Genomic DNA, 25,680 nt, shown 5'->3' on the forward strand with positions numbered 1-25,680 from the left:
CATGGAACGCATCCTCATCATCGGCGCCAATGGCCAGATCGGCAGTGAACTGGTCAGCGCGCTGGCCGAGCGCCACGGCGCGCAGAACGTCATCGCGTCGGACATCGGCGAGAACAACCTGTACGGCGCCGCGCGCTACACCCGCCTGAACGTGCTGGACAACGATGCGCTGGCAAGCCTGATCGCCGCCGAAGACATCACCCAGGTCTACCAGCTGGCCGCCATGCTGTCGGCCACCGGCGAAAAAGCGCCGCTCAAGGCCTGGAGCCTGAACATGGATGGCCTGCTCAACATCCTCGAAATCGCGCGTGAACGGGGCGAGGCCGGCAAGCCACTGAAAGTCTTCTGGCCATCGTCGATCGCGGCCTTCGGCCCGAACACGCCGGGCGAACAGACGCCGCAGTTCACGATCATGGACCCGACCACGATCTACGGCATCAGCAAGCTGGCCGGCGAGCGCCTGTGCGAGTACTATCACAGCAAGTATGGCGTGGACGTGCGCAGCATCCGCTATCCCGGCATCATCAGCTACAAGTCGCCACCGGGCGGCGGCACCACCGACTACGCGATCGCGATTTTCCACGCGGCGCTGCGCGGCGAGACGTACGAATGCTTCCTCGGCCCCGAAACCACGCTGCCGATGATCTATATGCCCGACGCGATCCGCGCCACCATCGAACTGATGGAAGCGCCCGCCGAACAGGTGGCGATCCGTTCGTCGTACAACGTGGCCGGCGTTTCGTTCAATCCGCGCGAACTGGCCGCCGCGATCCAGAAGGCGCGTCCTGATTTCGCCATCGCCTACGCGCCGGACAGCCGCCAGCAGATCGCCGATTCGTGGCCGAAAAGCCTGGACGACAGCCGCGCGACGGCGGACTGGGGCTGGCAATCCCGCATCGGCATCGATGAAATGGTCGATTCGATGCTGGCCAATATCGATGTCGGCATCAAGGCGGCAGCGTAAGACCTCGCCTCAATAATAAAAAAGCAGGAGACACAAGATGGACATGAGCGTGTTTGATTTGTTCAAGATCGGCATCGGCCCGTCGAGTTCCCACACGGTGGGCCCGATGGTCGCGGCGCGCCGCTTTCTTCTTGAAAGCGGCATGCTGGACGAGGCGGTTGGCGTCGAGGCGCACCTGTACGGTTCGCTGGCGCTGACGGGCGTCGGCCACGCGACCGACAAGGCGGTGATCCTGGGCCTGATGGGCGAGACACCGCAGGAGCTCGATCCAGCGTCGGTCGACGACAAGCTCGATCTCGCTGCGCTTGATGGACAGATCGCACTGCTGGGCATCAAGACCGTGCCATTCGACGCCCGTGTCCACCTGGTTTGGCACAAGGCCTCGACGCTGCCCGAGCACCCGAATGGCATGCGCTTCGTGCTGCAACTGCGTGACGGCAGCATCATCGAGCGCATCTATTACTCGGTCGGCGGTGGCTTCATCACGGCGGCCGGCGAAGCCCAGGCGCGCACTCTTGAGCCCGTCGGCACGCCGGTGCCGTACCCGTTCGACACGATGGTGCAATTGCTCGAGCATGGCCGTACGCACGGCCTGACGATCCCGCACATGCTGCGCGCGAACGAGCGCGTGCGCATGACCGACGCTGATCTGGATGCCGGCCTGGATCGCCTGTGGCGCGTGATGCGCGACTGTATCTGCCAGGGCCTGAAGACGGAAGGGCGCCTTCCGGGTGGCCTCAATGTGCGCCGCCGCGCGGCCGCGCTGTGGAAGCAGGCGCAGGAAACCCAGCCCCAGAATGCCTTGCCGCACGACGCCGTGCAGCAGGTCAGCCTGTACGCGATGGCCGTCAACGAAGAAAACGCCGCCGGTGGCCGTGTCGTCACGGCGCCGACCAACGGCGCGGCCGGCATCATCCCGGCCGTGCTGCGCTACTACGCGGAGGACTGCCGCCCGATCGATCCGCAGCGCGGCGTGCGCGACTTTTTGCTCACGTCAGCGGCCATCGGCATGCTGTGCAAGAAGAACGCCTCGATTTCGGGGGCCGAAGTGGGCTGCCAGGGCGAGGTCGGCGTGGCGTGTGCGATGGCGGCGGCGGGCCTCGTGGCGGCGCTGGGCGGCACCAACGAGCAGATCGAGAACGCGGCCGAAATCGGCATCGAACACCATCTGGGCATGACCTGTGACCCGATCGGCGGCCTGGTGCAGATCCCGTGCATCGAGCGCAACGGCATGGGCGCGATCAAGGCGATCACGGCGGCGTCGCTGGCGCTCAAGGGCGATGGCGTGCACTTCGTGAGCCTGGACAGCGTGATCGAGACGATGCGCCAGACGGGTGCGGACATGCAGGTCAAGTACAAGGAAACGTCGCTGGGCGGCTTGGCCATCCACGTTGTGACGGTCAATCACGCCGCCTGCTGATTTACATGGGTTCGGCAATGGCGCAGTCAGCATTACGTATTGATGACTCTGATTGCGATATGCAGCAATTGTTCTGGTGAACATACTCTCTCGCCATCCAGAGCCCAGCGCCAACCCAGATAGTTGGCGAGATAGCGCGACGCCACACCGCGAAAGCCCCGCAACCAATCCTTGAAGCGCTGATGATAGGCATTCACGTTTTGCACGTGAATGGCCAGGCTGCCCAGGCGCCTGGCCCGTACGCCCGCACGCAGATTGACGGTCTCGTGCGTGATCCCGTGCTTGCGTGCAAAAGCCCTGTAGGCGACATGGCTGTCGCTGACCAGAAAGGACTGGGGATCGAGTCTGGGCAGCAAATCGCGTTCGAGCTGCGCGGCCGTCAATGCGCCGCGGCCCGTGACGGCATCGATCGTGCGTCCGTTGCGGTCACGCGCCACCAGAATACAGTCGAGTTCTCCGGAAATGCCGGGCCTGGCGGCGCGGCCACCCCGCCGCCGCGCGGGCCGGTCGAGTGCGCGCGAACCTTTCTGCGATTCGAGCAGAAAGGTTTCATCGGCTTCGACGATGCCATTTAGGCGCGTCGGCCGGTCGAGCTTGATCCAATGCAGGAAGCGGTGGCGCCAGCGGAACGCCGTGTTGCGGTGCACGCCAACCCGGTCTGCCGCCTTGCGTACAGGCAGTGAGTCGAGCAGAACTTGTGAATACGCGAGCCACTTGGCCTTGTGCCTGAGCCTCGCCAGAGGCGTGCCGGTGAGGTCATTGAAGGTGCGTCCGCAATCGCAGCACCGGAAGCGTTGCAGGTCGTTGGCGAACCCGTGGCGGTTACAGCGCACGCTGCCACAGCGGGGGCAACAGCGGCCCGGCGACCTGGCGTGCGCGATGAGTGCGACGACCTGGTCGAGCCCGGCGGCAGGATGCAAGGCATCCAGCACCTGCCGGCGCTGCGGGACGTTCAGCAATGGCAAGTTGGCGAACCAACGCGTGAAACGGGGTGCTTTCATGCTCGACTCCTGGCGCTGACGACAGGGGTTGGACCACGAAAGTGCTCATCAGTTCACAGCTCGGCACTATTTAACGTTGACTGCGCCTCGGCAATCGTTGGGCGGCCAGCGTATCGGCCGCCCAATTTTATTAGGTAATATGACTTTTTTGCAGCACAGCATACAATTTCTCTGGCTCCCACTATAATTGACGATCCACCCGAGCCAACTGGATCTACAACCGTATGCACTATGTGTCCACCCGCGCGACGAGCGCGTCCGCAGCACGCAATCCCGAGAACTTCTGTGACATCCTGCTCGGCGGCCTCGCCCCGGACGGCGGCCTGTACCTGCCAGCCGAGTACCCGCAGGTCACGAGCGCCGAGCTTGACGCATGGCGCACGCTGTCGTACGCCGACCTGGCCTTCGAGATACTGCGCAAGTTTGCCACCGATATCCCGGATGCCGACCTCAAGGCCATCACCACGCGCACCTACACGCCCGCCGTGTACTGCAACGCGCGTGCCGGCGAGTCCGCTGCCCAGATCACCCCGCTGCGCGTGCTGGAAGACGGCCGCAATGGGAAGCTGATCCTGCAGGCGCTGTCGAACGGCCCGACGCTGGCGTTCAAGGACATGGCGATGCAGTTGCTCGGCAACCTGTTCGAGTATGCACTGGCCAAAAACAGCGATGAACTGAATATCTTCGGCGCGACTTCGGGCGACACCGGCAGCGCCGCCGAATACGCGATGCGCGGCAAGAAGGGCGTGCGCGTGTTCATGCTGTCGCCGCACGGGCGCATGAGCGCATTCCAGACCGCGCAGATGTTCAGCCTGCAAGATCCGAACATCTTCAATATCGCCGTGAAAGGCAACTTCGACGATTGCCAGGACCTGGTCAAGGCCGTGTCGAACGACCTGACGTTCAAGGCGCGCCAGAAGATCGGCACCGTCAATTCGATCAACTGGGCCCGTGTGGTGGCGCAGGTCGTGTACTACTTCCGCGGCTACCTGGCGGCGACCACGAGCAACGACCAGAAGGTCTCGTTCACGGTCCCGTCCGGTAACTTCGGCAATATCTGCGCCGGTCACATCGCCCGCATGATGGGTCTGCCGATCGACAAGCTGGTGGCCGCCACCAACGAAAACGACGTGCTCGACGAATTCTTCCGCACCGGCGTGTACCGCGTGCGCAAGGCAGCCGAGACGTTCCACACGAGCAGCCCGTCGATGGATATCTCGAAGGCGTCGAACTTCGAGCGCTTCGTGTACGACCTGGTCGGGCGCGACGCCGAGCGTACGCACGCGCTGTTCCGCAAGGTCGACACGCATGGGGGCTTCGACCTGTCCGGCAAGCCGGGCAGCGATGGCGATGAATTCAAGCAGGTGGCGCGCTTCGGCTTCGCCTCGGGCCGCTCGACGCACAACGACCGCCTCGACACGATCCGCGACGTGGCCGACGACTACGACATCACCATCGACACCCACACCGCCGACGGCATCAAGGTCGCGCGCGAGCACATGGCGCCGCGCGTGCCGATGATCGTGCTGGAAACCGCGCTGGCCGCCAAGTTCAACGAGACGATCCTCGAAGCGCTGGGCACCGATGCCGAGCGTCCGGCCGGTTTCGACGACATCGAGGCACTGCCGCAGCGCTACGTCGTGATGCCTGCCGATGTCGCGCAAATGAAGGCGTACATCGCCGACCACACGGGGCTGTAGCATGAACGCACCAGGACAACGACCGCCGATGCTGACGGTGCGCGAGGCGCTGGACGTGCTGCTCGCCGCCGCGCGCCCCGTGACGGACATCGAGACGATCCCCACGCTGGACGCCAACGGCCGCGTGCTGGCGGATGTCCAGCTGGCCACCATCGACGTGCCATCGGCCGACAACACGCAGATGGATGGCTACGCCGTGCGCGCCGCCGACTGCGCGAGCGGCGAGGCGACGCTGCGCGTGGCCCAGCGCATCCCGGCCGGCCACGTTGGCCAGCCACTCGAACCCGGTACGGCAGCACGCATCTTTACCGGCGCCCTGATTCCACCGGGTGCCGACGCCGTCGTCATGCAGGAGCAATGCGAGGCCGCGGACGATAACGTCACCGTGCGCCACGCGCCCGCGGACGGCGAGTGGATTCGCCGCAAGGGCGAAGACATCGGCACCGGAAGCGTGATCCTGACGGCAGGCACCCGTTTGCGCAGTCAGGAACTGGGGCTTGCCGCTTCGGTGGGCCTGGCGACGCTGCCCGTGCACCGGCGCCTGCGTGTGGCCGTGTTCTTCACGGGCGATGAACTGGCGATGCCGGGCGAGGTGGCAGCGCAGGATCTGGCGCCCGGCGTGATCTACAACTCGAACCGCTTTACGCTGCGCGCGCTGTTGGAAAACGTCGGCTGCGAGATCACCGACTTCGGCATCGTGCCCGACACGCTGGCTGCGACGCGTGCCACCTTGCGCGACGCTGCGCAGGCGCATGACCTGATCATCACGTCGGGCGGTGTGTCGGTGGGCGAAGAAGACCATATCAAGCCGGCCGTCGAGGCGGAAGGGCGCCTGTCGATGTGGCAGATCGCCGTCAAGCCCGGTAAACCGCTGGCGTTTGGCGAGGTACGCCGTGAGGTCGAGGCCAACGCGGGTGACGCGTTCTTCATCGGCTTGCCGGGCAATCCCGTATCGAGCTTCGTCACCTTCCTGCTGTTCGTGCGGCCGTTCCTGCTGCGCCTGCAGGGCGTGCGTGGCCAGGTCGAGCCGCGCAGCTATTTGGTGCGCGCCGATTTCGACCTGCCCAAGGGCGACCGCCGCAATGAATTCCTGCGCGCGCGCTTCAATGCCGGCGGTGGGCTCGAACTGTTTGCGAACCAGGGTTCCGGCGTGCTGACGTCGACCGTGTGGGGCGATGGCCTGATCGATAACCCGCCGGGCAATGCGATTGCCGCGGGCGACCTGGTGCGCTTCATCCCGTTCGCCGAACTCCAGCATTAGGATAGTCATGAAGATCAACGTGAAGTATTTTGCTGCGCTGCGCGAAGCAGTCGGTACGGGGCAGGAACAGCTGGACCTGCCCCCTGACGTGGCGACCGTGGGCGCGGTGCGTGAATTGCTGCGCGCGCGCGGTGGCGCCTGGGCCGAGGCGCTGGCGCCCGAGCGTGCAGTACGCATGGCCCATCAGCAAGTGATGTGCGACGGCACCACACCCGTGGCGGCCGGCGCTGAAGTGGCGTTCTTCCCGCCCGTGACGGGCGGGTAAGCATTCACAAGGTCAGATCGCGGCGATCGACTGCTCGGCCAGCGCCATCAGTTTGGCGCAGTTGCTGTTGCGGGCCGCGAAATCCTTCCACGCCGTATTGCGGGCGACTTCCTGCCAGCCGCGCAGCGCGTCGGGGTTCAGGTCGACCACGCGCGCGCCAACGCCGCGGTACACGGTGGCGACTTCGGCATCGTCCATGCGCGCCGAATTCATCGCGAACTTTTCCAGATCGGCACCCACCGTCATCACCGCCTGCTGCTGCGCCTTGGTCAGGCGCTCGAACACGGTGCGCGACATCAGTAGTGGCTCGAACATGAACCAGTACGAACCGGCGCGCGCCGTCGTCAGCGAACGGGCGGTTTCTTGCAGGCGGAACGAGATCAGCGACGTTGATGACGTCAGTGCCGCGTCGAGCGCGCCGCTGCGCAGGGCGTTGTAGATTTCATTGGATGGCATGTTGACGACCGTGGCGCCGGCGTTTTGCAGCAGCATGTCCATCTCGCGCGAGCCGCCGCGTACTTTCAGGCCACGCGCGTCTTCCGGGGCGATGATCGGGTCGCCGCGCGACGCGACGCCACCGGCCTGCCAGATCCAGCTGACGATGACCAGGCCCTGTTCGCCAAGGATCCGCGACAGTTCACGCCCGACCGGTGCATTGCGCCAGCCGTAGCCCTGTTCGTAGGATGTGACCAGTGCCGGCATCAGGCCGATATTGGCTTCCGGCGCCTCGGCGCCCGCATACGACAGCGGCACCAGTGCCATGTCGAGCTTGCCGCTGCGCAGCGCGCCGAATTGCGCGCCCGGCTGCATCATGGTCGAGTCCGGATAGATCGAGAACTTCACGCCACCGCGCGTGCGCTTTTCAACATCGGAAGCGAACATGCGGCACAGGCGGTCGCGGAAGTCACCCCGCGCGATGCTGCCGCCGGGGAACTGGTGCGAGATCTTGAGATTGTTGGGCTGGGCCCACGCCGAGCTCATCCAGAGCGGGCTGGTGGCGAGCGCACCGAGTACTGTCCTGCGCGTAGCGAACGATTCGATTTCTACCGACATATACATCCTCCAAGATGTTGTAACGGACTGCCGGGCGAATCGTGGCGTGCCTCGTCGGTGCGGGCGTCATCGTTCGCAGCTGGCCACGACAAGAATATGCCTGCTGCGCGGCATGTCAAGCAGAATATTGCAGATCTGACAAACCGAACATGCTGGAGGAATAGTCTGACCGGTAATCGTCAGCGCGCCTGCTCATCCTTGCAGACAGCGCAGCCGATCCCGCGGCTGGCCTGGCGCCAGCGCGAGCCGACGAAGATCGCCGCTGCCGCGGCCGACCAGGCCAGCGTCGCGGGCCAAGTGGCGGCCAGGCTGTCGCCGCGCATCAGGTCGACGGCGGCGAGCAGCAGGAACATGGTGCCGGCGGCCAGCAGGAACTGGCCAATCCAGTAGGTGACAGGGCGCATGGAAAACTCCTTATCAACGACGGTCGAAAAAGCGGCGCAGGATGCCGGCCAGGGCCAGTGGCTGGTCAATCATCAGGAAGTGCCGGGACGGCGCGATCGGCACCACCTCGACCGAGGGAATGCCCTCGACCAGACTGCGGTAGTGCGCGACCTTGTCGTCGGCCGTCATGGTGTCCTGCGCCCCATCGTACTGGTAAAACGGCGCCACCACCAGCACCGGCGCGGTGATCTTTTCCAGGCCCGGACGCAGGTCGAGCGCCAGCGCGTCGGCCACGTAGGCGCCGACGGCGGCGCGGTCGCTGCGCAGCAGCAGTGGCGTGATGTCGTCGGCCTTGCCGATGTCGAGCACGCCCTGGCCGCGCATGTACTGGCGCTGCTGGGCGGCCCAGGCGTTGGGGTCGGCGACGGCCATCGTGTCGCGCACCCGCTGCGCCGCTTGCGGGCGCTGTGCGGGCGGCATGTTTTCAGTGCCGGGGAACACCGGCAAGCCATCGAGCGCCACGACGCCGCCGATGCCGTTGCCCAGGTCCTGCGCCACGGCGTAGGCGAGCGTTCCGCCGAGGCTGTGGCCGACGAGGATCGGCTTGTTCAGCTTGCGCTGCGCGATCAAGCCCTCCAGCGCGGCGCGTGCGCCTTCGAAGGGTTCGCCAGTGGGCGCGGGACGGCCGTCGAAGCCGGGCAGCGTCACGACATACAGCGTGAACTCGTCCTTGAACTGGCGGATCACGTCCTGCCACACCCACGGGCCGCTGGCCAGCCCAGGAATCAGGATCACCGGGCGGCCCTTGCTGCCATGGCGCTCGACCAGCAGCGCGCCGGATTCGAACGTTTCGGCCGGCTTGATGCTGGCGGCAAAGCGGTTCGCGCTCTGGGTTGCCGGGGCCGCAGACTGTGCTTGGGCGGCGGCAAAGGGGGCGGCGCCAAGCGCCAGGGTCAACAACAGTGCAGCTTTCATGCGGTCTCCTGATCAGGTGTGAAGATGGCTTCGACCGGCAGGCCGAACAGCCGGGAAATGGCAAAGGCAAGGGGCAGGCTGGGATCGTAACGGCCCGTTTCGATCGCGTTGACGCTCTGGCGCGAGACGTCCAGGCGCTCGGCCAGGTCGGCCTGGCTCCAGCCCTGCGTGGCGCGCAGTTCGCGGATACGGTTTTTCATCGCGTCTGCAGCCTCTCGTGCACCGAGCGTACCAGGCAGACGAGCATGGTCGCGCCACACAGCACCATCCAGACCGAGAACATCGACAGGCGCGGATAGCCGGCGGTTTCAAGGAAGCCGTAGCTGAAGGTGAGGCCGGCGGTCAGGCCGGCGGCCAGCGCGAACGATTCGAGCAAAAAGCGGCGCAGGTATTCGTCGACGCGGCCCAGATGACGCGCGATCGCCCACAGCGCCAGGCAGAAGCCGATCATCGGCGAGAGCAGCACCAGGATGCGCAGCAGGCCCTCGTCCATTGGCCTGCCGAAGCGGATGGAGGCCATCAGCAGGACGGCATAGACCAGGAACGCGCCGGCCATCTCGCGCAGGTATGCCGTGTGGACCCGCTTCTCGTGCTTGCTCGCAGCCATCTGGTGCCTCTCTTGGTTAGTAAAGGATGCTTTACATCGTAGGCCCGTTATTTTGTGATGTCAAGCATCCTTTACAGCGTTTTTTGGGACGGGAAACCGACTACAATGCGGGTCCCGCTTTTTCTCGTTCGTCATCATGACTCAGCCCGCCAATTCTGCCGTTTCGCCCCGTGTCGTCGTGATCGGCGGCGGTCCTGCGGGCCTGATGGCGGCCGAGACACTGGCAGCAGCGGGCGTGCAGGTCGACGTTTACGACGCGATGGCCAGCGTCGGGCGCAAGTTCCTGCTGGCCGGGAGGGGCGGCATGAACATCACGCACTCGGAACCGTATGCCGATTTCGTGGGGCGCTACCGCGACCGCCAGGTGCACGTGAACGGCTGGCTCGAAGGGTTCGATGCCGACGCCGTGCGCGCCTGGATCCATGATCTTGGCATCGAGACCTTCGTCGGCACGTCGGGCCGCGTGTTCCCGCTCGAGATGAAGGCCGCGCCGCTGCTGCGTGCATGGCTGCACCGCCTGAAGGAAAGCGGCGTGCGCTTTCACATGCGCCAGCGCTGGTTCGGCTGGCAGGATGGTCAGCTGCGCTTTGCCACGCCGGACGGCGAACGGCTGGTCGAGGCCGACGCGACGATCCTGGCGCTGGGCGGCGCGAGTTGGGCGCGTCTGGGCTCGGACGGCGCCTGGGTGCCACTGCTGCGCGAGCGCGGGGTCGAGGTGGCGCCGCTGGTCCCCGCGAACTGCGGGTTCGACACCGGCTGGAGCGCGCATTTCAGCAGCCGCTTTGCCGGCGCGCCGCTGTTGACGGTGGCGGCCGGCGTGCGCGGTGCGGACGGTGCCATCGCCTGGCGCAAGGGCCAGTTTGTCGTCACGGCAGGCGGCGTCGAAGGCAGTCTGGTGTACGCGTTGTCGGCACCGCTACGCGACGCGATCGCGCGTGATGGCACGGCCACGCTGTGGCTCGACCTGGCGCCGGATCACAGTGCGCAGCGGGTGTTCGATGAGGTGACGCGCGGGCGGGGTTCGCGCTCGATGGCGAGCCATCTGCAAAGCCGGCTCGGGATCAAGGGCGTCAAGGCGGGCCTGCTGCATGAGTGCCTGTCGAAAGAGGACTATGCGGATCCGGCGCGGCTGGCCGCTGCGATCAAGGCGCTGCCGGTGACCCTGCTGCGCACGCGCCCGATCGACGAGGCGATCAGCAGCGCGGGCGGTGTGCAATTCGATGCGATGGACGGGACCGGCACCATGCTGCGCGCGCTGCCCGGCGTGTTCGTCGCCGGCGAAATGGTGGACTGGGAAGCGCCCACCGGCGGCTACCTGCTGACTGCCTGCTTTGCCAGCGGACGTGCCGCGGGGCGGGAGGTGCTGGCCTGGCTGGATGCTGCACAGCGGTGACATTCCGTGAATTAGTCGGGGCGCATGCTTGGTAAGATAAGCGCTTCATCAGCGTTTCGCGCCACGGCCCCTTCATGACTTCTTTTCGCGTGCTGACGCTCGCAATCCTTCTCGCCGCTACGCATGTTGCCGGCGCCCCGAGCGCCCGTGCAGACGTCGGCTGTGGCCAGCCGTGTCGTGGCCTGGTGCTCGAAGCGCAGGCGCTGGAAGGGCGCGCCCGCTACCAGGAAGCGCTGACGAAGTACAAGGCGGCCGAACAGGCCGATCCGACTGCCTCGATCCCACTGTCGCTGGCGGCGGGCCTGGTGCTGAAACTCTCGACGGTGGCGCCGCAGGACAAGGCACCGCAGCTGCGCGACATGGCGCGCGCGCTGGCCGAGCGGGCAACGCTACTGGCAGCCGACGATCCGGTGGCGCAGGAAGTCCTGCGCATGCTGGACGATCCGGCGCCACCGCCGCTGCGTCAGCCGAACGCCAGGGCAGCGAAGCTGATGGCCGAAGGTGAGGCGGCGTTCGCGCGCCAGGACATCAAGGCCGCGCTGGCAAAGTACGAGGCGACGATGCTGGCCGATCCGCAGTATTCCAGCGCCTGGGTCGCCGCTGGCAACTGTCATTATGTGCAACGGGACTGGAACGGCGCCGAGGCGCTCTTTCGCCAGGCCACTCTGATCGAGCCGCACAATGCGCAGGCCTGGCGCTACCTGTCCGATGCGCTGTTCTACCAGGACAAACGGGGCGCAGCCGAGGCGATGCTGTACAAGGCCATCGAGGCCGATCCGTCGCAGCGGCCCAACTGGAGCAAGCTGGCCAGGTACCGGGCCGGCGCCGGCTTGCCACTGAAGGCGCTGGGCCTGCGCCGCGGCGTGCGCGTGGCGCAAAACGCGGACGGGAAATACGTGATTAGTCTCGATTCGCAAACGGATGCCGAGAAGACGCCTGATCACGCGTTCCGGCTGGCGCTGGGCATGACCGAAGTTGCGCTGCGCACCGGCGACAAGGGTAAGCGCAAGTCGGCGTTCGAGATCGAGCTGGAAACGTGGCGCCAGGCCTTGAAGATCGCGGACGAGGCCGAGGCCAATAGCGGCGAAGGCATCCTTGATCCGGGCCTGCTGCAGGTGCGGGCGCTGGCGCGCGAAGGGCAGCTCGAACCGGCGATCCTGCTGCTGATGTTCCGTCAGGCGTACCGGCCGGCGCTGCAGGCGTGGATGGCCACCAATCCGGGTGGGGTCAAGTATTTCATCGACCGCTATGGCGTGATGCCTTGAGCATCCTGCAGCCGGGCGCTGGCATCCCGGGCCGGCGGGTATAGTCGATGCCATGCCTTCTTCTTCCCGTTATCCGAACACGCCGGACGGCCGCTATTTTGTCGTCAAGGGGCGCCTCTGGCGCAGCAGCAATCCGCATCTGGCGCCGGACGAGCGGCAGCAGCTGGTCAATGGGCTGATGGATGCACGGCGGCAGGTCGGGGCGGCGCTCAAGGCGCGCGATGAGGCGGCCGAGCGGGCGGCCCGCGCCGGTGTCGACGAGGCCAAGCGGGCGCTGGGAGAGCGCGGGCCGGTCTGGTGGACCGATGGCGCGCCCGATTACAACCGGCGCATGGTGGTCAATACGCCGTATGCGGTGTGGTATGCGGGGCTGGACGGCGTGGAGTCCGGGACTTTGCACGCTTCCGCGTGACGTTCAGTCGGTGACCTTGCCCCGCAGCGCCTTGGTCTGGCTGCTGCGCGTCTTGCCGTCGAGCCGCCGCAATTGCGAGCCGCGTGTCGGCCGGGTGGGGCGGCGCGTGACGGGCACGATCGCCGCCTTGTCGACCAGCTCCTGCAGGCGCCGCAGCGCGTCTTCCTTGTTCTGTTCCAGACTGCGCGATTGTTGCGCCTTCAGTACCAGCACGCCTTCGTGCGAGATGCGCGTGTCGCGCAGCGCCAGCAACCGCTCCTTGACCGGCTGTGGCAGCGACGACGCCGGAATGTCGAAGCGCGCATGCACGGCGCACGAGACCTTGTTGACGTTCTGCCCGCCCGGGCCCTGGGCCCGGATGGCGCTGAATTCGACTTCGGCTGGATTGATATAGGGAGTGAGTGCGGCCATCTTGGTCCTGGTTTGGTCCTGGTTGCAGGATGCGCCGTGCAGGTTCGCAGCAGCAGGCGCATTGTAAGCGCTGGCGCGCCGGCCTGCTGCCTGCCGTGTCCGCGACGCGAAAAATGGGCGCGCGGCCTGCAACGATTGTCAAAAGCGACGACAATACCGGCCTACTTTCATTTGCACGGTCCCTGTCATGTCCAATTCTTCCACTCTGTCGATGGCGCCCCGCGTCGACCTCAATGTGCGCCCGCTTGGCGTGGCGTTGTTCCTGCTCGTGCTTGGCGCGTGGTATCTCGCGCAGGCAGTGAGCGGGCGCCAGTCGGCGCTGTACATCGTCGGCGCGCTGCTCGGCGTGGCGCTGTACCACGCAGCCTTTGGCTTCACGTCGGCCTGGCGCGTGTTCATTGCCGACGGCCGCGGCGCCGGCCTGCGCGCGCAGATGGTCATGCTGGCCGTCGGCGTGGCGCTGTTCTTCCCTGCGCTGGCCGCCGGCACGCTGTTCGGCACCCCGGTGACGGGCCTGGTGCAGCCGGCCGGCACGTCGGTCATCTTCGGCGCGTTCATTTTCGGCATCGGCATGCAGCTGGGCGGCGGTTGCGCGTCCGGCACGCTGTACACGGTCGGTGGCGGCAGCACGCGCATGATCGTCACGCTGCTGTTCTTCATCATTGGCTCATTGATCGGCACGGCGCACATGCCGTTCTGGACCTCGATGCCGCAACTGGCCCCGCTGTCGGCCGTCAAGGAACTGGGCCTGGCGCCGGCGCTGGCGCTGAACTGGGGCATCTTCGCGCTGATCGCGTTCATCACGATCGTCGTCGAAAAGCGCCGTCACGGCAAACTGGTCCCGGCACACGTGCAGCCACCGCATCGCTCGCCATGGCTGCATGGCCCGTGGCCGCTGCTGGCCGGCGCGCTCGCGCTGGTGGTGCTCAACTTCGCGACGCTGGCGCTGTCCGGTCGCCCGTGGGGCGTCACATCAGCGTTCGCACTGTGGGGTGCGAAAGCGGCTGCAGTGATGGGCATCGATACGGCCAGCTGGGCGTACTGGTCCACGAAAGCCAACGCCGCCGCACTGGCCTCGCCAATCTCGCAGGACGTGACGTCGGTGATGGATATCGGCATCGTGCTGGGCGCGATGCTGGCAGCGGCGCTGGCCGGCCGCTACGCGCCAGTCTGGCGCCTGCCAATGCGCTCGCTGATCGCCGCCATCGTCGGCGGCCTGCTGCTGGGCTACGGCGCCCGCCTGGCCTACGGCTGCAATATCGGCGCCTACTTCAGCGGCATCCTGTCGGGCAGCCTGCATGGCTGGCTGTGGCTGGTCGTCGCCTTCATCGGCAACGTCGTCGGCACCCGCCTGCGCCCCTTCTTCGGCCTCGAAGTCGAGCGCCTGAAACCCACCGCCTGCTAAGCAAAAAGTAGGGTCAGTGTCGATTTATTGAGCAATTGATTCACTGAAGTTGTCAAACAATTCGACTCTGACCCTAATTATCCAAAAGACAATTGCCCAACAATTGGGGTCAGAGTCGAATTATTGAGCAACTGATTTACTGAAGTTGTCAAACAATTCGACACTGACCCTATTTGTGGGGGGTTATTCTTCGTAGGTGACGCTGCCGCTGCCGGTGCGGCTGGTGCTGCGTTCGGCGGGGTTGCCGTAGACTTCGACGTCGCCGCTGCCGCTCAGGGTGATGCGGATGGTGTCGCGAGCCTGGACGACGCTGTCGCCGGAGCCGGTCTGGCTTAGCGTGACTTCGCTGGCGCGCAGGTGTTCGGCGTCGAGGCGGCCGGAGCCTGTCGTGTCGGCTTCCAGCGCGCGGGTGGTGCCGGAGACCGTGATGCTGCCGGAGCCCATCAGGCGGGTTTCGACGCGGTCCATCGCAGCGCCGCCATTCACGTCGAGGTCGCCGCTGCCCGTCAGGCCGACCGTGGCGTCGCGGTAGCGGCCATTGAAGCGCACGCTGCCCGAACCGTTGAGCTGGACGGCGATCGCATCGCCCGAGAAGCCGTTGATCGTGCTGTCGCCGCTGCCTTCGATCGTCACCGCTGTCAGCACTGGCAGCACCAGTTCGACCACCAGCGGTTCGCGGTGACGCAGCACCATGCCGCGGATGCCGATGCGCAGGACTTTGCCGTCGCCCGTGACCTCGACATTGCCCAGCATGCGCTGCTCGCCGCTGACCCGCAGCATCGGCGTGGCGCCGTAGCGCAGGTTCAGGTCGATGGGGCCGTCAAGTTCGACGACCTCGACGCCGGCCGGCACCGGGCGCGTATCCTGCGCGACGGCGCGACCTTCGGCGGCGCTGACCGTGCCGCTGGCCTTGAGCATGCTGTAGCTGAGCGCCACGAGCACGGCTGCCAGCAGCAGCAGGCTGAAACCCACTTTCATCAATGAGCGCATGGCGGCTATCCCCTCAACAATGACATGTTCATGTTCACGTAGCGGCGGATGCCGGCGATCGTGTACTTGCTGAACACCAGCGACAGCAGGAACAGCGCGATACCCCCCAGGATCAGCCCGCACCCGAGTACCACCTGCGTCGTGCGCGAATCGGGATCGAGGTCGGTCGTGATCTGGATGCGCCGTTCGGCCACCGCCTCGGCGCCGCGCAGCACGCGCGAACGCTGATGCCGGTTCTCGCTGTCGGCGGCCGATCCACCGTCACCGGCCTCGGGGCGCAAATCCGGCCTCAAAACCGGCTCTTCATACACCTGGATGCCATGCTCGCCGATCGACACGCGCGTCTGCGTTTCGCTCGCGCCGTCGTTGTTCGTCATCTCCAGGCGGCTCAGCGGGGCACTCAGCACCAGCTCGTTCGAGCCAGCCAGGCCGCTGGCGGTCACGGCAATACCCGACACATAGACGCCAAACGCCGACATGTACAGCGCCATCAGCAGCGACGCAAACACTGCCGCCGGAATCAGCATGAACAGGTTGAACACCAGCAGGCCAAAGCCCGACACGACGGTGCGTGCCACGGAGCTCGCCGGGGGCGCCGGCTTGTGCGCCAGCTGCGCGAAATGGGCATTGGTCCGCAGCGTCAGCGCGACGTCGCGCGGGTCGCCGAGTTCCCTGGCCACATCCTGTTCGGATCGTCCGACTGCTGCGCCGTCGACGAAGCGCTGCTCGTACCACGCGAGCGTCTTGGCCTGCACGTCGGGCGGCAGCCCCATCAACGCGCGCTTGAGCGCGTCGAGGTAGTCGAGCTTGGAGAAAAAGTACGCCATACGATCCGCGCCGGCCTAGTGATGACCGAGGACCGGAATCGCACCGATCGCGCTGGCCGTGCCGGGGGCGCCGCCGCCGATCAGTTCCGGCATGACGAGTACGAGCGTGCTGGCCGCCACGAGAAGCAGCAGGGCGACCGTTCGCAGTCCGAGTCGGGGTGTCATGGTGGTGTCCATCAGGGGTGTTTCGATGGTGTCACTGTACGGTGCCGGCCGCCGCTGCACCATCGCCGTGCGACAGGCTGCGCTTTTCGCGGGGCAGGGCGCCGTAGGCGAGGATGGCCGTCGCCGCCCTTTGGCCGCTGCGCACGGCTGTTTCGAGCGTCGCCGGGTAATCGCTGGCCGTGTAGTCGCCCGCCAGCACGACGCCGGGGAGCGGCGTAACGTTGCCTGGCCGGACCAGGCCGGGCGCGCAGGTGAACGTCGCGCGCTTTTCCGTGATCAGCTGGGTCCAGACTGGCATGGCCAGTTCGGGCCGGCCGAAGTCGTGCGCCAGTTGCGCCGCGATGGCGCCCGCGAGCGCCTCACGCGGCAGCGCTGCGGCCTCGGCGGCGGCGCTGACGACGACGGCAAACACGCCATCCTGACCAGGATCGAGCTGGGCGCGGTCGAACACGAACTGGCCCCAGCGGCCCGCCTGCGGATCGTCCAGCAGCGCGCAGAACGGCAGATCCAGGCGCGTGCTAGGCGCATATTGCAGGTAGCAGGTAGCGATCGGCTCGTACGTGAAACCATCCAGTTGCGCGCTCAGTGCGGCGCAGTCGGCAAACGGCGCCAGCAGCGTAGCGCTGGCGGCTGCCGGTGTGGCCAGCACGACGGCATCGACCCGTTCTTCGCCCGCGCCCGTCGTCAGGCACCAGCCATCGCCATCCACGTTGCGCGCAAGCGCCGCAACCTTGACGCCAGCGCGCACTGTGTGACCTTCACGCGCCAGCCAGGCACCGGCAGGCTCCGGAAACAGCGCGCCCATCGCCACGCGCGGCAACAGCATGTCGGACGCCGCGCGCCGGCTGGCGCCCAGGCTGTCGCGCAGCACGGCCAAAAAGACATTCGCTGACGCGCGCTCGGGCGGCGTATTGAGCGCCGCGATGCACAGCGGGCGCCACATCAGTGTCGTGAGTCGCTCGGTCTGGTCGAAGCGTTCAAGCAGTTCGGCCACTGTGCAATCGACGTCCAGCGCCCAGCCCATCCAGCGCCCGGCGCTGTTGAAGCGGGCCAGCGCGAGCTTGTCGGCGCGGGCCAGGCCCTTCGCGCGCAGCAGCGCGAACGCCAGATGCAGCGGCGCTGGCAGGCGCGGTGCGACGAAATCCATGCCGGCGCCACCGGGCGGATAGCGCATCTGCACCGGCAGGCGCAGCAGCGCCGCATCGGGATCGACGCCCACCTGGCGCAGCATGCGCAGCGATTCGGCATACGCGCCCAGCAGGATGTGCTGGCCGTTGTCCAGCGCCAGACCGCGCACGTCGACCCCGCGGGCGCGCCCGCCAAGGGTGCGCGCCGCTTCGAACAGGATCACATCCGCGCCCTTGCGCGCCAGCGTCACAGCCGCCGCGCAGCCGGCCCAGCCTGCGCCGGCGACTGCAACGCGCAGCCTAGGTGCGGACATACGTCTTCCACGCCAGCCACAGCTTGCGCAGCGGCGTGAGCGAGATGCGCTGGTTCAGCACGTGGTAGCCGTCGCGCTGGATTTCATCGAGCAGCGTGCGGTAGATCGACGCCATCATGAGGCCCGGGCGCTGGGCGCGCCGGTCTTCCTTTGGCAGCAGGGCCAGCGCTTCGTCGTAGATGGCTTGCGCGCGCTTGGCCTGGAACGCCATCAGTGCTTCGAATTTCTCGCTGTGCTGGAGCTTGAGCAGGTCGTTCGCCGTCACGCCGAACTGCTGGAGCTCGTTCACGGGCAGATAGATACGGCCCTTGCGCGCGTCGTCGCCCACGTCGCGGATGATGTTCGTCAGCTGGAACGCGAGGCCCAGTTTTTCGGCATACGCCAGCGCTTGCGGATTGGTGTAGCCGAAAATACTGGCCGACAGGATGCCCACGACGCCCGCCACGTGCCAGCAATAGCGCTGCAGCCCCGGGTAATCGAGGTAGCGGCTCTGGTCGAGGTCCATCTCCATGCCGTTGACGATGGCCTGCAGGTGTTGTTCTTCCAGCTTGTAGACCGCGATATGGGGCTGCAGAGCCAGCATCACCGGATGCGTCGGGGTGCCCGCATACATCTTCGAGACCTCGGTGCGCCACCAGGCCAGCTTGATGCGGGCGACCGAACCGTCGGTGGCTTCGTCGACCGTGTCGTCCACCTCGCGGCAAAAGGCGTACAACGCCGTGATCGCGCGCCGGCGTTCGGGCGGCAAAAACAGGAAGCTGTAGTAGAAACTGGAGCCGCTTTGAACGGTCTTTTGCTGGCAGTATTCGTCTGGAGACATGAAAATCGTCGTGGAGTGCTGGTTGGGCGGCTGCGGCACGGCTGTGCCGTCAGGCGAGCATTCTAGCAGGGTAGACAGCGCAGCCGGCGATGTGCGCCGTGACTTTTACATGCGCAGTGCGCCCCAGCCCACGGCGACCCAATCGGCGGGGCCCAGGGTCGGGCGGCGCCGGTGCACATCGTAACCGGCGCGCTCGATCCGGTCGAGGATGCGCAAGCCACCCTGGACGATCATGCGCAGCTCCCAGCCGATGCGGCCCGGCAGCCGCCTGGCCAGTGGCGCGCCCGACAGCATCAGGGCGCGGGCGCGCTCGACCTCGAAGCGCATCAGGGCCTGGAACGGCGCATCGACGATGCCCGCCTTCAGGGCCGTTTCGCTGACTTTGAAGCGCGCGAGGTCTTCCAGCGGCAGGTAGATCCGGCCCTTGGTCAGGTCGATCGCGACGTCCTGGATGAAATTGATCAGTTGCAGCGCGCTGCAGATCGCATCCGAGTCGCGCAGATTGACCGCGTCATCGGCCTCGTACAGGGCCAGCATCAGGCGCCCGACCGGATTCGCCGAGCGGCGGCAATAGTCGAGCAGACTCGCGTATTCCTGGTAGCGCGGCGTGACGACATCCTGCCGGAAGGCCGACAGCAGGTCACGCATGGGCTCGACCGACAGCCGGTACTGCGCCACGACATGGGCCAGCCGCGCGAACATCGGCTCATCGGGAACGCTGCCAGCCTCGATGCGGTCCAACTGCTGGTCATAGTCTCGCAGCGCCGCCAGCCGTTCACCGGGCGCGGCGTCGCCTTCGTCGGCCAGGTCGTCGGCACTGCGCGCAAAGGCGTAGATTGCCTCGACCGCCGGCACCAGGCGGCGCGGCATCAGAATCGACGCAACAGGAAAGTTCTCGTAGTGATCAACAGCCATGTTTAGAGGGAAGACGCTAAAGTCGTCACATTGTCTATTTGCATGATTATAATTGCTGAATTACAAACTGGCGCCAACGAAGCACTCCACGCGCCGCCAGCTTCGGCTTGAGACGCCGCATGCCCAGTCAAAGGATCACCACCGTGTTTGTCCGATTTTCTTCCCCAACCTTGCGGGCGGCCGTGGTCGCCTTCTGCGCTGCCGGCGCCCTGGCCGCGTGCTCCAAGCCGGCGCCGCCGGTCGAAGATATCCGTCCGGTGCGGGTGATCCAGCTGGTGGCCGATGCGGGCGCCGAGCGGTCGCAGTTTTCAGGCGACGTGCGGCCGCGCTACGAGTCGCAACTGGGCTTCCGGGTTGGCGGCAAGATCATCGAACGCAAGGTGGACGTGGGCGCGACCGTCAAGCGCGGCACGGTGCTGATGCGACTCGACCCGCAAGACATCCGGCTGGCCGAAACCCAGGCACGCGCCACGCTGCGCGCCGCCGACACCGAGCGCGAACTGGCCGCTGCCGACTACCAGCGGCACGTCAATCTGCGCTCCCAGAATTTCGTCAGCCAGGCCGTGCTCGACGCCAAGCAAAGCGCGCTCAAGGCCGCCCAGGCCAATGTCGATGCGGCGCGCGCCGGCTTGCGCGGCCAGTCGAACCAGGCCGATTACACGACCCTTGTTGCCGACGTCGATGGCGTCGTCACGGCGATCGATGCCGAAGTAGGGCAGGTCGTCCAGGCTGGCACGCCGGTGGTGCGCGTGGCCCGCACTGCAGAAAAGGAAGTCGTCATCGGCATCCCCGAAAACAAGGTGGACGAGTTGCGCCAGTCGGCCGACGTGGTTGTGCGCCTGTGGGCCGATGCAGAGCAGACCATTCCGGGCAAGATCCGCGAAATCGCGCCGATGGCCGATGCCGCGACCCGCACCTATACCGTGAAAGTTGCGCTGCCCGCCCGCGCCGATGCGCGCCTGGGAATGAGCGCGACGGTGGAGCTGGCCACGGGCGCGGCAACCACCGGCGGCCTGCGCGTGCCGTTGACCGCGCTGGTGAACAACAAGGGCGCGAGCAGCGTCTGGGTCGTCGACAACGGCGCCGTCAAGCTCGTGCCGGTGCAAGTGGCGGGCCAGGTCGATAACGATGTGCTGGTATCCGGCGCCGTGCGCGCCGGCCAGAGCGTGGTCACGGCCGGCGTGAACCTGCTCAAGCCAGGCCAGAAGGTGCGCATCCTCACCGCCGATGTCGCGCGCCGGGCGGACGCCGAAGCCGCGATGACGGCCAACGGCGGGGCCGCACGATGAAGGGCTTCAACCTGTCGCGCTGGGCGCTGGAACATATCCCGCTCACGCGCTTTCTGATCGCGGCGTGCCTGCTGTTCGGCATCCTGAGCTACTTCGAGCTGGGCCAGGACGAAGACCCGCCGTTCACCTTCCGCGCGATGGTCGTGCGCGCCGTGTGGCCGGGCGCCACGGCGCTGCAGATGGCCGAGCAGGTCACCGACCCGCTCGAGCGCAAGCTGCAGGAAACGCCTTACGTCAACACGATCCGCAGCTTTTCCAAGCCCGGTGAAACGACGATCCTGATCGAGCTGCGGGAATCGACGCCGCCCAAGGAGACCAGCGCCGCGTGGTACCAGGTACGCAAGAAAATTGGCGACATTACCGCAACGCTACCGCAGGGCGTCATCGGCCCGTTCTTCAACGACGAATTCGGCGACACATATGGGTCGATCTTCGCGCTGTCGGGCGACGGCTTCACCTATGGCGAAATGCGCGACTACGCCGACTTCGTGCGCCAGCAACTGCTGCGCGTGCCGCTGGTGGCCAAGGTCGAGCAGTTCGGCGTGCAGAACGAAAAAGTGTATATCGAGTTTTCCAGCAAAAAATTCGCCCAGCTCGGGGTGCCGTTCGAGCAGATCGTGAACCAGATCGCCACACAGAACGCGGTCGAGGCCAGCGGCGTACTGGTCACGCCGACGGATAATCTGTCGGTGCGCGTGACGGGCGCGCTCGGCACGCTCGACCAGATCGAGGCGCTGCAGCTGCGCGTCGGCGGCACCACGTTCCGCCTCGGCGACTTCGCCACCGTCAAGCGCGGCTACCAGGACCCGCCGGCCGACAAGATGCGCTTCAATGGCAAGGAAGTCATCGGCCTGGGCGTGTCGATGGAAAAGGGCGGCAATATCATCACGATGGGCAAGGGGCTGGCCGAGACGGTGGCCCGCATCCGCGCCCAACTGCCGGTCGGGATCGAGCTCGAACGGGTGGCCGACCAGCCGCAGGCCGTCAAGGAGTCGGTCGGCGAATTCGTCAAGGTGCTGATCGAAGCGGTCGTGATCGTGCTGGTCGTGTCGTTCCTGGCCCTGGGGCTGCACACGAAGCCCAAATGGCGCATCGATATCTACCCGGGCCTGGTGGTGGCACTGTCGATCCCGCTGGTGCTGGCCATCACGTTCCTGGCCATGCGCATGCTCGACATCTCGCTGCACAAGATTTCTCTGGGCGCGCTGATCATCGCGCTGGGCCTGCTGGTGGACGACGCCATTATCGCCGTCGAAATGATGGTGCGCAAAATGGAAGAAGGCCTGTCGCGCTTCGAAGCCGCGACCTTCGCCTACACGTCGACCGCCATGCCGATGCTGACCGGGACCCTGATCACGGCGGCAGGCTTCCTGCCGATTGGCCTGGCCGAATCGGCCGCCGGCGAGTATACGTTCACGATGTTCTCGGTCAACGGGCTGGCGCTGCTGATCTCGTGGGTGGTGGCGGTGATGTTCACGCCGTACATCGGTTTCATGCTGCTCAAGGTCAAGCCGCACGCCCACGGCGAGAGCGGCCACGACGTGTTCGATTCCCCGGCGTATCAGCGCTTCCGGCGCATCGTGACCTGGTGCGTCGAGTGGCGCAAGACCACCATTGCGCTGACGCTCGCCGTGTTCGCGCTGGGCATCTTCGGCTTCAAATTCATCGAGAAGCAGTTCTTCCCGGATTCGAGCCGGCCCGAGTTGATGGTTGAACTCTGGTCGCCCGAGGGCACGAGTTTTGCCGCCAACGAGGCAACCGTCAAGCGCTTCGAGGCGTTTCTGGCGCAGCAGGAGGGCGTGCGCAGTGTGACGAGCTATGTTGGCACCGGCAGCCCGCGTTTCTATCTGCCGCTGGACCAGATCTTCCCGCAGTCGAACGTCTCGCAGGTGGTCGTGCTACCGGTCGATACCAAGGCGCGCGACGCGCTGCGCCTGAAGATCGTCGACATCTTCAAGCACGATTTCCCCGAAGTGCGCGGGCGCGTCAGGCTGCTGGCCAATGGCCCGCCGGTGCCGTACCCGGTGCAGTTCCAGGTGCTGGGGCCGGACATCGGCGTCGTGCGCGGGATCGCCGACCAGGTCAGGGCGACGCTGCTGGCTAATCCGAACACGCTGGGCGTGAACGACAACTGGAACGAATCGATCAAGGTGCTGCGCCTGGACCTCGACCAGGACAAGCTGCGCGCGCTGGGCGTGACGTCGCAGGCCGTGCGGCGCGCGGTCAACACGACGCTCACCGGCACAGCGGTCGGGCAGTTGCGCGAATCGAACCGCCTGATCGACATGGTCGTGCGCCAGCCACTGGAAGAACGCTCGACCATCACGCGCCTGTCTGAAACGCTGGTGCCAACCACCGGCGGGCAGGCCGTGACGATTGGCCAGGTGGCGCGCGTGCGCTTCGTCTGGGAGCCGGGCGTCGTCTGGCGCGAAGGCCGCGAGTGGGCGATCATGGTCCAGGCCGACGTGGTCGACGGCATTCAGGGGCCCACCGTGACGGCGCAAGTCGACAAGCAATTGACCGAGCTGCGCGCGAAGCTGCCGGCCGGCTACCGCCTGACGATCGAAGGCGCCGCCGCCGACAGCTCCGAAGCCGAGGCGTCCATCGCGGCCAATGTCCCGCTGGTGCTGTTCATCGTGTTTGCGCTGCTGATGCTGCAATTGCACAGCTTCTCGCGTTCGCTGCTGGTGTTCCTGACCGGCCCGCTTGGCGTCGCAGGCGCCGCGATGGCGCTGCTGATCCTCGACCGGCCGTTCGGCTTTGTCGCGAATCTGGGTGTGATCGCGCTGTTCGGCATGATCATCCGCAATTCGGTGATCCTGGTCGACCAGATCGAGCAGGACATCGCCACCGGCAGCCATCCGTGGGATGCGATCATCGAAGCGGCCGTGCGCCGCTGCCGACCGATCCTGCTGACGGCCGCCGCGGCGGCGCTGGCGATGATCCCGTTGTCCCGCTCGACGTTCTGGGGCCCGATGGCGGTGGCCATCATGGGCGGCCTGATGGTGGCGACGGCATTGACACTGTTATTCCTGCCGGCCTTGTATGCGGCGTGGTTCCGCGTGAAAAAGCCGGCAGGGGCGGGCGGCAAATGAATGCACCTACCCCCGCACTGGAAAAAATGATGCCCAATAGTGTCAGAAATTCCAGTAAAATAATCGATTGAAGTTGTAGCCCCTAAACAATGGAGTGCAGGGCGGCCGGGTTCTACTGTCGGGCGCCCTTTGTTTTTGAGGCGATATTGCAATCCTGAGCGAGGATGGCGAAATTGGTAGACGCACCAGGTTTAGGTCCTGACGCCAGCAATGGTGTGGGGGTTCGAGTCCCCCTCCTCGCACCACGAATAATTATTTTTTTGGACGATTTTTACAATGGCAACTGCAGTCGAAACCCTGGGTAAACTCGAACGTCGCTTGACGATCTCTTTTCCGGTCGCTGACGTCCGCACTGAAGTCGAGAAGCGCCTGAAACAGCAGGCCAAGACCGCCAAGGCGCCTGGCTTCCGTCCGGGCAAAGTGCCGCTCAAGATGGTCGCTGCCCAGTACGGCTACCAGATCGAATCGGACGTGCTCAACGACAAAGTTGGCCGCGCATTCAACGAAGCCGCTGTCGCCAACGAACTGCGCGTTGCCGGTTTCCCGAAAATCGAGCCAAAAGACGACGCCCCTGAAGGCGTCCTCGAATTCAACGCCACCTTCGAAGTCTACCCAGAAGTCGTCATTGGCGACCTGGCAGCCGTTGAAGTCGAAACCGTCGTGACCGAAGTGTCCGACACCGAAATCGACAAGACCATCGACATCCTGCGCAAGCAGCGCGTGCACTATCACACCAAGGGCGAGCAGGGCGAACACGGCACCGGCGGCGAGCCAGTCGCAGCCGAGGGTGACCGCGTCACCGTCGACTTCGTCGGCACGCTGGACGGCGTCGAATTCGACGGCGGCAAGGCCGAAGATTACGCGTTCGTGCTGGGCGAAGGCCGCATGCTGCCCGAGTTCGAAGCCGCAACGATCGGCCTGAAAGTCGGCGAAGCCAAGACCTTCCCACTGGCGTTCCCTGAGGACTACCATGGCAAGGACGTCGCCGGTAAAACCGCCGAGTTCACCATCACGCTCAAGGCACTCGAGTGGGCGCACATGCCTGCCGTCGACACCGAGTTCGCCCAGTCGCTGGGAATCGAAGACGGCTCGATCGAGAAAATGCGCGAAGACATCAAGGTGAACCTGGAGCGCGAAGTGCGCGCCCGCGTCAAGGCCCGTAACAAGGAAGCCGTGATGGATGCTCTGGTCAAGGCCACCGAACTGGACGTGCCGACCGTGATGGTCGAGCAGGATTCGGAGCGTCTGGCCGAAATGACCCGCCAGGACATGGCACAGCGCGGCATGGACGTGGCCAAGCTGCCATTCCCGTCCGAGATGTTCAAGGACAAGGCCGAGCGCCGCGTCCGCCTGGGTCTGATCCTGTCGCAACTGGTTGCTGACAACGATCTGCAAGCCACGCAAGACCAGGTGAAAGCCCAGATCGAAGATTTCTCGCAGAGCTACGAAGACCCGAAAGAAGTCCTGAAGTACTACTTCAGTGATCGTCGTCGTCTGGGTGAAGTCGAAGCCCTTGTATTGGAAGAAAACGTCGTCAACTACGTACTTGGCAAGGCCAAGGTCTCGAACAAGACCGTCGCTTTCGATGAACTGATGGGCAGCGTCCCACAGGCTTAAGAAAA

25 protein-coding genes and 1 tRNA gene are annotated in these 25,680 nt (G+C 65.7%); 13 read left to right on the forward strand and 13 right to left on the reverse strand.

Annotation, left to right across the window (positions count from 1 at the left end):
* Position 1 precedes the first annotated feature (1 nt).
* Both ACZ0AJ_RS07710 and ACZ0AJ_RS07715 read left to right on the forward strand, forming a co-directional pair.
* The gene (locus ACZ0AJ_RS07710) at positions 2-964 is read left to right on the forward strand and encodes an NAD-dependent epimerase/dehydratase family protein (RefSeq protein WP_499453668.1); all 963 of its coding nucleotides are present in this window, start codon (positions 2-4) and stop codon (positions 962-964) included.
* A 37-nt stretch (positions 965-1,001) separates the two neighbouring features.
* Positions 1,002-2,384: an L-serine ammonia-lyase gene (locus tag ACZ0AJ_RS07715; protein WP_499453670.1), complete on the forward strand. Its 1,383-nt coding sequence runs from the start codon at positions 1,002-1,004 to the stop codon at positions 2,382-2,384.
* Positions 2,385-2,416: 32 nt separating this feature from the next.
* On the opposite strand, the gene ACZ0AJ_RS07720 is transcribed toward ACZ0AJ_RS07715, so the two are convergent.
* Positions 2,417-3,385 carry an IS1595 family transposase gene (locus ACZ0AJ_RS07720; protein ID WP_499453672.1) on the reverse strand — a complete coding sequence of 323 codons (969 nt, stop codon included), beginning with the start codon at positions 3,383-3,385 and terminating at the stop codon, positions 2,417-2,419.
* A gap of 224 nt (positions 3,386-3,609) precedes the next feature.
* Between ACZ0AJ_RS07720 and thrC the strand changes: the two genes are divergently transcribed.
* From thrC to moaD, 3 genes are read left to right on the forward strand one after another with little or no spacing between them, the layout of a single operon-like run.
* Entirely contained in the window at positions 3,610-5,085 is a 1,476-nt protein-coding gene (gene thrC, locus ACZ0AJ_RS07725; protein ID WP_499453674.1) for a threonine synthase, read from the forward strand.
* Position 5,086: 1 nt separating this feature from the next.
* The gene (locus ACZ0AJ_RS07730; RefSeq protein WP_499454425.1) at positions 5,087-6,346 is read left to right on the forward strand and encodes a molybdopterin molybdotransferase MoeA; all 1,260 of its coding nucleotides are present in this window, start codon (positions 5,087-5,089) and stop codon (positions 6,344-6,346) included.
* A 7-nt stretch (positions 6,347-6,353) separates the two neighbouring features.
* Entirely contained in the window at positions 6,354-6,611 is a 258-nt protein-coding gene (moaD, locus tag ACZ0AJ_RS07735) for a molybdopterin converting factor subunit 1 (protein WP_499454427.1), read from the forward strand.
* Positions 6,612-6,623: 12 nt separating this feature from the next.
* Here moaD and dctP read toward each other — a convergent pair whose 3' ends face one another.
* The 5 genes from dctP to ACZ0AJ_RS07760 form a co-directional block, all read right to left on the reverse strand.
* Positions 6,624-7,664, reverse strand: coding sequence for a TRAP transporter substrate-binding protein DctP (gene dctP, locus ACZ0AJ_RS07740; protein ID WP_499454429.1), 1,041 nt, complete (start codon positions 7,662-7,664; stop codon positions 6,624-6,626).
* Between the two features lie 179 nt (positions 7,665-7,843).
* Positions 7,844-8,068, reverse strand: a complete 225-nt coding sequence (locus tag ACZ0AJ_RS07745) for a hypothetical protein (RefSeq protein ID WP_499453680.1) — start codon at positions 8,066-8,068, stop codon at positions 7,844-7,846.
* A 13-nt stretch (positions 8,069-8,081) separates the two neighbouring features.
* Positions 8,082-9,023, reverse strand: coding sequence for an alpha/beta fold hydrolase (locus ACZ0AJ_RS07750; protein ID WP_499454431.1), 942 nt, complete (start codon positions 9,021-9,023; stop codon positions 8,082-8,084).
* Positions 9,020-9,223, reverse strand: coding sequence for a helix-turn-helix transcriptional regulator (locus ACZ0AJ_RS07755; RefSeq protein ID WP_183552114.1), 204 nt, complete (start codon positions 9,221-9,223; stop codon positions 9,020-9,022). The genes ACZ0AJ_RS07750 and ACZ0AJ_RS07755 overlap by 4 nt, the downstream gene beginning before the upstream one ends.
* Complete coding sequence (locus ACZ0AJ_RS07760) at positions 9,220-9,630, reverse strand: hypothetical protein (protein ID WP_499453684.1); 411 nt, start codon at positions 9,628-9,630, stop codon at positions 9,220-9,222. Before ACZ0AJ_RS07760 ends, ACZ0AJ_RS07755 begins: the two co-directional genes overlap by 4 nt.
* Positions 9,631-9,766: 136 nt before the next feature.
* On the opposite strand from ACZ0AJ_RS07760, the gene ACZ0AJ_RS07765 reads away from it, so the two are divergent.
* From ACZ0AJ_RS07765 to ACZ0AJ_RS07775, 3 genes are all read left to right on the forward strand, one after another.
* A complete protein-coding gene (locus tag ACZ0AJ_RS07765; protein WP_499454434.1) occupies positions 9,767-11,023 on the forward strand; it encodes a TIGR03862 family flavoprotein in 1,257 nt (418 codons plus the stop codon).
* A gap of 74 nt (positions 11,024-11,097) precedes the next feature.
* Complete coding sequence (locus ACZ0AJ_RS07770; RefSeq protein ID WP_499453686.1) at positions 11,098-12,288, forward strand: tetratricopeptide repeat protein; 1,191 nt, start codon at positions 11,098-11,100, stop codon at positions 12,286-12,288.
* Between the two features lie 52 nt (positions 12,289-12,340).
* A complete protein-coding gene (locus ACZ0AJ_RS07775) occupies positions 12,341-12,700 on the forward strand; it encodes a hypothetical protein (protein ID WP_499453688.1) in 360 nt (119 codons plus the stop codon).
* 3 nt (positions 12,701-12,703) lie between these two features.
* On the opposite strand, the gene arfB is transcribed toward ACZ0AJ_RS07775, so the two are convergent.
* Entirely contained in the window at positions 12,704-13,111 is a 408-nt protein-coding gene (arfB, locus tag ACZ0AJ_RS07780) for an alternative ribosome rescue aminoacyl-tRNA hydrolase ArfB (RefSeq protein WP_499454437.1), read from the reverse strand.
* Positions 13,112-13,298: 187 nt separating this feature from the next.
* Here arfB and ACZ0AJ_RS07785 point away from each other — a divergent pair, with 187 nt between their 5' ends.
* The gene (locus tag ACZ0AJ_RS07785; RefSeq protein ID WP_499454439.1) at positions 13,299-14,516 is read left to right on the forward strand and encodes a YeeE/YedE family protein; all 1,218 of its coding nucleotides are present in this window, start codon (positions 13,299-13,301) and stop codon (positions 14,514-14,516) included.
* A 183-nt stretch (positions 14,517-14,699) separates the two neighbouring features.
* On the opposite strand, the gene ACZ0AJ_RS07790 is transcribed toward ACZ0AJ_RS07785, so the two are convergent.
* The 6 genes from ACZ0AJ_RS07790 to hpnC form a co-directional block, all read right to left on the reverse strand.
* Complete coding sequence (locus ACZ0AJ_RS07790; protein WP_499453690.1) at positions 14,700-15,506, reverse strand: GIN domain-containing protein; 807 nt, start codon at positions 15,504-15,506, stop codon at positions 14,700-14,702.
* 5 nt (positions 15,507-15,511) lie between these two features.
* Positions 15,512-16,333, reverse strand: a complete 822-nt coding sequence (locus tag ACZ0AJ_RS07795) for a DUF1700 domain-containing protein (protein ID WP_499453692.1) — start codon at positions 16,331-16,333, stop codon at positions 15,512-15,514.
* A 15-nt stretch (positions 16,334-16,348) separates the two neighbouring features.
* The gene (locus ACZ0AJ_RS07800; protein WP_332532663.1) at positions 16,349-16,498 is read right to left on the reverse strand and encodes a hypothetical protein; all 150 of its coding nucleotides are present in this window, start codon (positions 16,496-16,498) and stop codon (positions 16,349-16,351) included.
* 31 nt (positions 16,499-16,529) lie between these two features.
* Entirely contained in the window at positions 16,530-17,939 is a 1,410-nt protein-coding gene (gene hpnE / locus ACZ0AJ_RS07805) for a hydroxysqualene dehydroxylase HpnE (RefSeq protein ID WP_499454442.1), read from the reverse strand.
* Complete coding sequence (hpnD, locus tag ACZ0AJ_RS07810; RefSeq protein WP_499453694.1) at positions 17,926-18,759, reverse strand: presqualene diphosphate synthase HpnD; 834 nt, start codon at positions 18,757-18,759, stop codon at positions 17,926-17,928. Before hpnD ends, hpnE begins: the two co-directional genes overlap by 14 nt.
* Before the next feature lie 105 nt (positions 18,760-18,864).
* Positions 18,865-19,674, reverse strand: a complete 810-nt coding sequence (gene hpnC / locus ACZ0AJ_RS07815) for a squalene synthase HpnC (RefSeq protein ID WP_499453696.1) — start codon at positions 19,672-19,674, stop codon at positions 18,865-18,867.
* A gap of 119 nt (positions 19,675-19,793) precedes the next feature.
* Between hpnC and ACZ0AJ_RS07820 the strand changes: the two genes are divergently transcribed.
* The 4 genes from ACZ0AJ_RS07820 to tig all read left to right on the forward strand — a co-directional run bounded on the left by ACZ0AJ_RS07820 (position 19,794) and on the right by tig (position 25,675).
* Positions 19,794-20,963 (forward strand): efflux RND transporter periplasmic adaptor subunit, encoded by a 1,170-nt coding sequence (locus ACZ0AJ_RS07820; protein WP_499453698.1) that lies wholly within the window; start codon positions 19,794-19,796, stop codon positions 20,961-20,963.
* A complete protein-coding gene (locus ACZ0AJ_RS07825; RefSeq protein WP_499454445.1) occupies positions 20,960-24,058 on the forward strand; it encodes an efflux RND transporter permease subunit in 3,099 nt (1,032 codons plus the stop codon). Before ACZ0AJ_RS07820 ends, ACZ0AJ_RS07825 begins: the two co-directional genes overlap by 4 nt.
* A gap of 158 nt (positions 24,059-24,216) precedes the next feature.
* Positions 24,217-24,303 (forward strand) — tRNA-Leu (locus tag ACZ0AJ_RS07830).
* 31 nt (positions 24,304-24,334) lie between these two features.
* Positions 24,335-25,675, forward strand: coding sequence for a trigger factor (tig, locus tag ACZ0AJ_RS07835; RefSeq protein WP_258837882.1), 1,341 nt, complete (start codon positions 24,335-24,337; stop codon positions 25,673-25,675).
* The last annotated feature ends 5 nt before the right edge of the window (positions 25,676-25,680 follow it).

The sequence above is a fragment of the Telluria sp. AC161 genome (assembly GCF_979258535.1).

What these genes read in the sequence shown, in the direction of transcription:
- ACZ0AJ_RS07710 (WP_499453668.1), top strand. Translation starts at nt 2, where the DNA reads ATGGAACGCATCCTCATCATCGGCGCCAATGGCCAGATCGGCAGTGAA.
- ACZ0AJ_RS07715 (WP_499453670.1), top strand. Translation starts at nt 1,002, where the DNA reads ATGGACATGAGCGTGTTTGATTTGTTCAAGATCGGCATCGGCCCGTCG.
- ACZ0AJ_RS07720 (WP_499453672.1), bottom strand. Translation starts at nt 3,385, where the DNA reads ATGAAAGCACCCCGTTTCACGCGTTGGTTCGCCAACTTGCCATTGCTG.
- thrC (WP_499453674.1), top strand. Translation starts at nt 3,610, where the DNA reads ATGCACTATGTGTCCACCCGCGCGACGAGCGCGTCCGCAGCACGCAAT.
- ACZ0AJ_RS07730 (WP_499454425.1), top strand. Translation starts at nt 5,087, where the DNA reads ATGAACGCACCAGGACAACGACCGCCGATGCTGACGGTGCGCGAGGCG.
- moaD (WP_499454427.1), top strand. Translation starts at nt 6,354, where the DNA reads ATGAAGATCAACGTGAAGTATTTTGCTGCGCTGCGCGAAGCAGTCGGT.
- dctP (WP_499454429.1), bottom strand. Translation starts at nt 7,664, where the DNA reads ATGTCGGTAGAAATCGAATCGTTCGCTACGCGCAGGACAGTACTCGGT.
- ACZ0AJ_RS07745 (WP_499453680.1), bottom strand. Translation starts at nt 8,068, where the DNA reads ATGCGCCCTGTCACCTACTGGATTGGCCAGTTCCTGCTGGCCGCCGGC.
- ACZ0AJ_RS07750 (WP_499454431.1), bottom strand. Translation starts at nt 9,023, where the DNA reads ATGAAAGCTGCACTGTTGTTGACCCTGGCGCTTGGCGCCGCCCCCTTT.
- ACZ0AJ_RS07755 (WP_183552114.1), bottom strand. Translation starts at nt 9,223, where the DNA reads ATGAAAAACCGTATCCGCGAACTGCGCGCCACGCAGGGCTGGAGCCAG.
- ACZ0AJ_RS07760 (WP_499453684.1), bottom strand. Translation starts at nt 9,630, where the DNA reads ATGGCTGCGAGCAAGCACGAGAAGCGGGTCCACACGGCATACCTGCGC.
- ACZ0AJ_RS07765 (WP_499454434.1), top strand. Translation starts at nt 9,767, where the DNA reads ATGACTCAGCCCGCCAATTCTGCCGTTTCGCCCCGTGTCGTCGTGATC.
- ACZ0AJ_RS07770 (WP_499453686.1), top strand. Translation starts at nt 11,098, where the DNA reads ATGACTTCTTTTCGCGTGCTGACGCTCGCAATCCTTCTCGCCGCTACG.
- ACZ0AJ_RS07775 (WP_499453688.1), top strand. Translation starts at nt 12,341, where the DNA reads ATGCCTTCTTCTTCCCGTTATCCGAACACGCCGGACGGCCGCTATTTT.
- arfB (WP_499454437.1), bottom strand. Translation starts at nt 13,111, where the DNA reads ATGGCCGCACTCACTCCCTATATCAATCCAGCCGAAGTCGAATTCAGC.
- ACZ0AJ_RS07785 (WP_499454439.1), top strand. Translation starts at nt 13,299, where the DNA reads ATGTCCAATTCTTCCACTCTGTCGATGGCGCCCCGCGTCGACCTCAAT.
- ACZ0AJ_RS07790 (WP_499453690.1), bottom strand. Translation starts at nt 15,506, where the DNA reads ATGCGCTCATTGATGAAAGTGGGTTTCAGCCTGCTGCTGCTGGCAGCC.
- ACZ0AJ_RS07795 (WP_499453692.1), bottom strand. Translation starts at nt 16,333, where the DNA reads ATGGCGTACTTTTTCTCCAAGCTCGACTACCTCGACGCGCTCAAGCGC.
- ACZ0AJ_RS07800 (WP_332532663.1), bottom strand. Translation starts at nt 16,498, where the DNA reads ATGACACCCCGACTCGGACTGCGAACGGTCGCCCTGCTGCTTCTCGTG.
- hpnE (WP_499454442.1), bottom strand. Translation starts at nt 17,939, where the DNA reads ATGTCCGCACCTAGGCTGCGCGTTGCAGTCGCCGGCGCAGGCTGGGCC.
- hpnD (WP_499453694.1), bottom strand. Translation starts at nt 18,759, where the DNA reads ATGTCTCCAGACGAATACTGCCAGCAAAAGACCGTTCAAAGCGGCTCC.
- hpnC (WP_499453696.1), bottom strand. Translation starts at nt 19,674, where the DNA reads ATGGCTGTTGATCACTACGAGAACTTTCCTGTTGCGTCGATTCTGATG.
- ACZ0AJ_RS07820 (WP_499453698.1), top strand. Translation starts at nt 19,794, where the DNA reads ATGCCCAGTCAAAGGATCACCACCGTGTTTGTCCGATTTTCTTCCCCA.
- ACZ0AJ_RS07825 (WP_499454445.1), top strand. Translation starts at nt 20,960, where the DNA reads ATGAAGGGCTTCAACCTGTCGCGCTGGGCGCTGGAACATATCCCGCTC.
- tig (WP_258837882.1), top strand. Translation starts at nt 24,335, where the DNA reads ATGGCAACTGCAGTCGAAACCCTGGGTAAACTCGAACGTCGCTTGACG.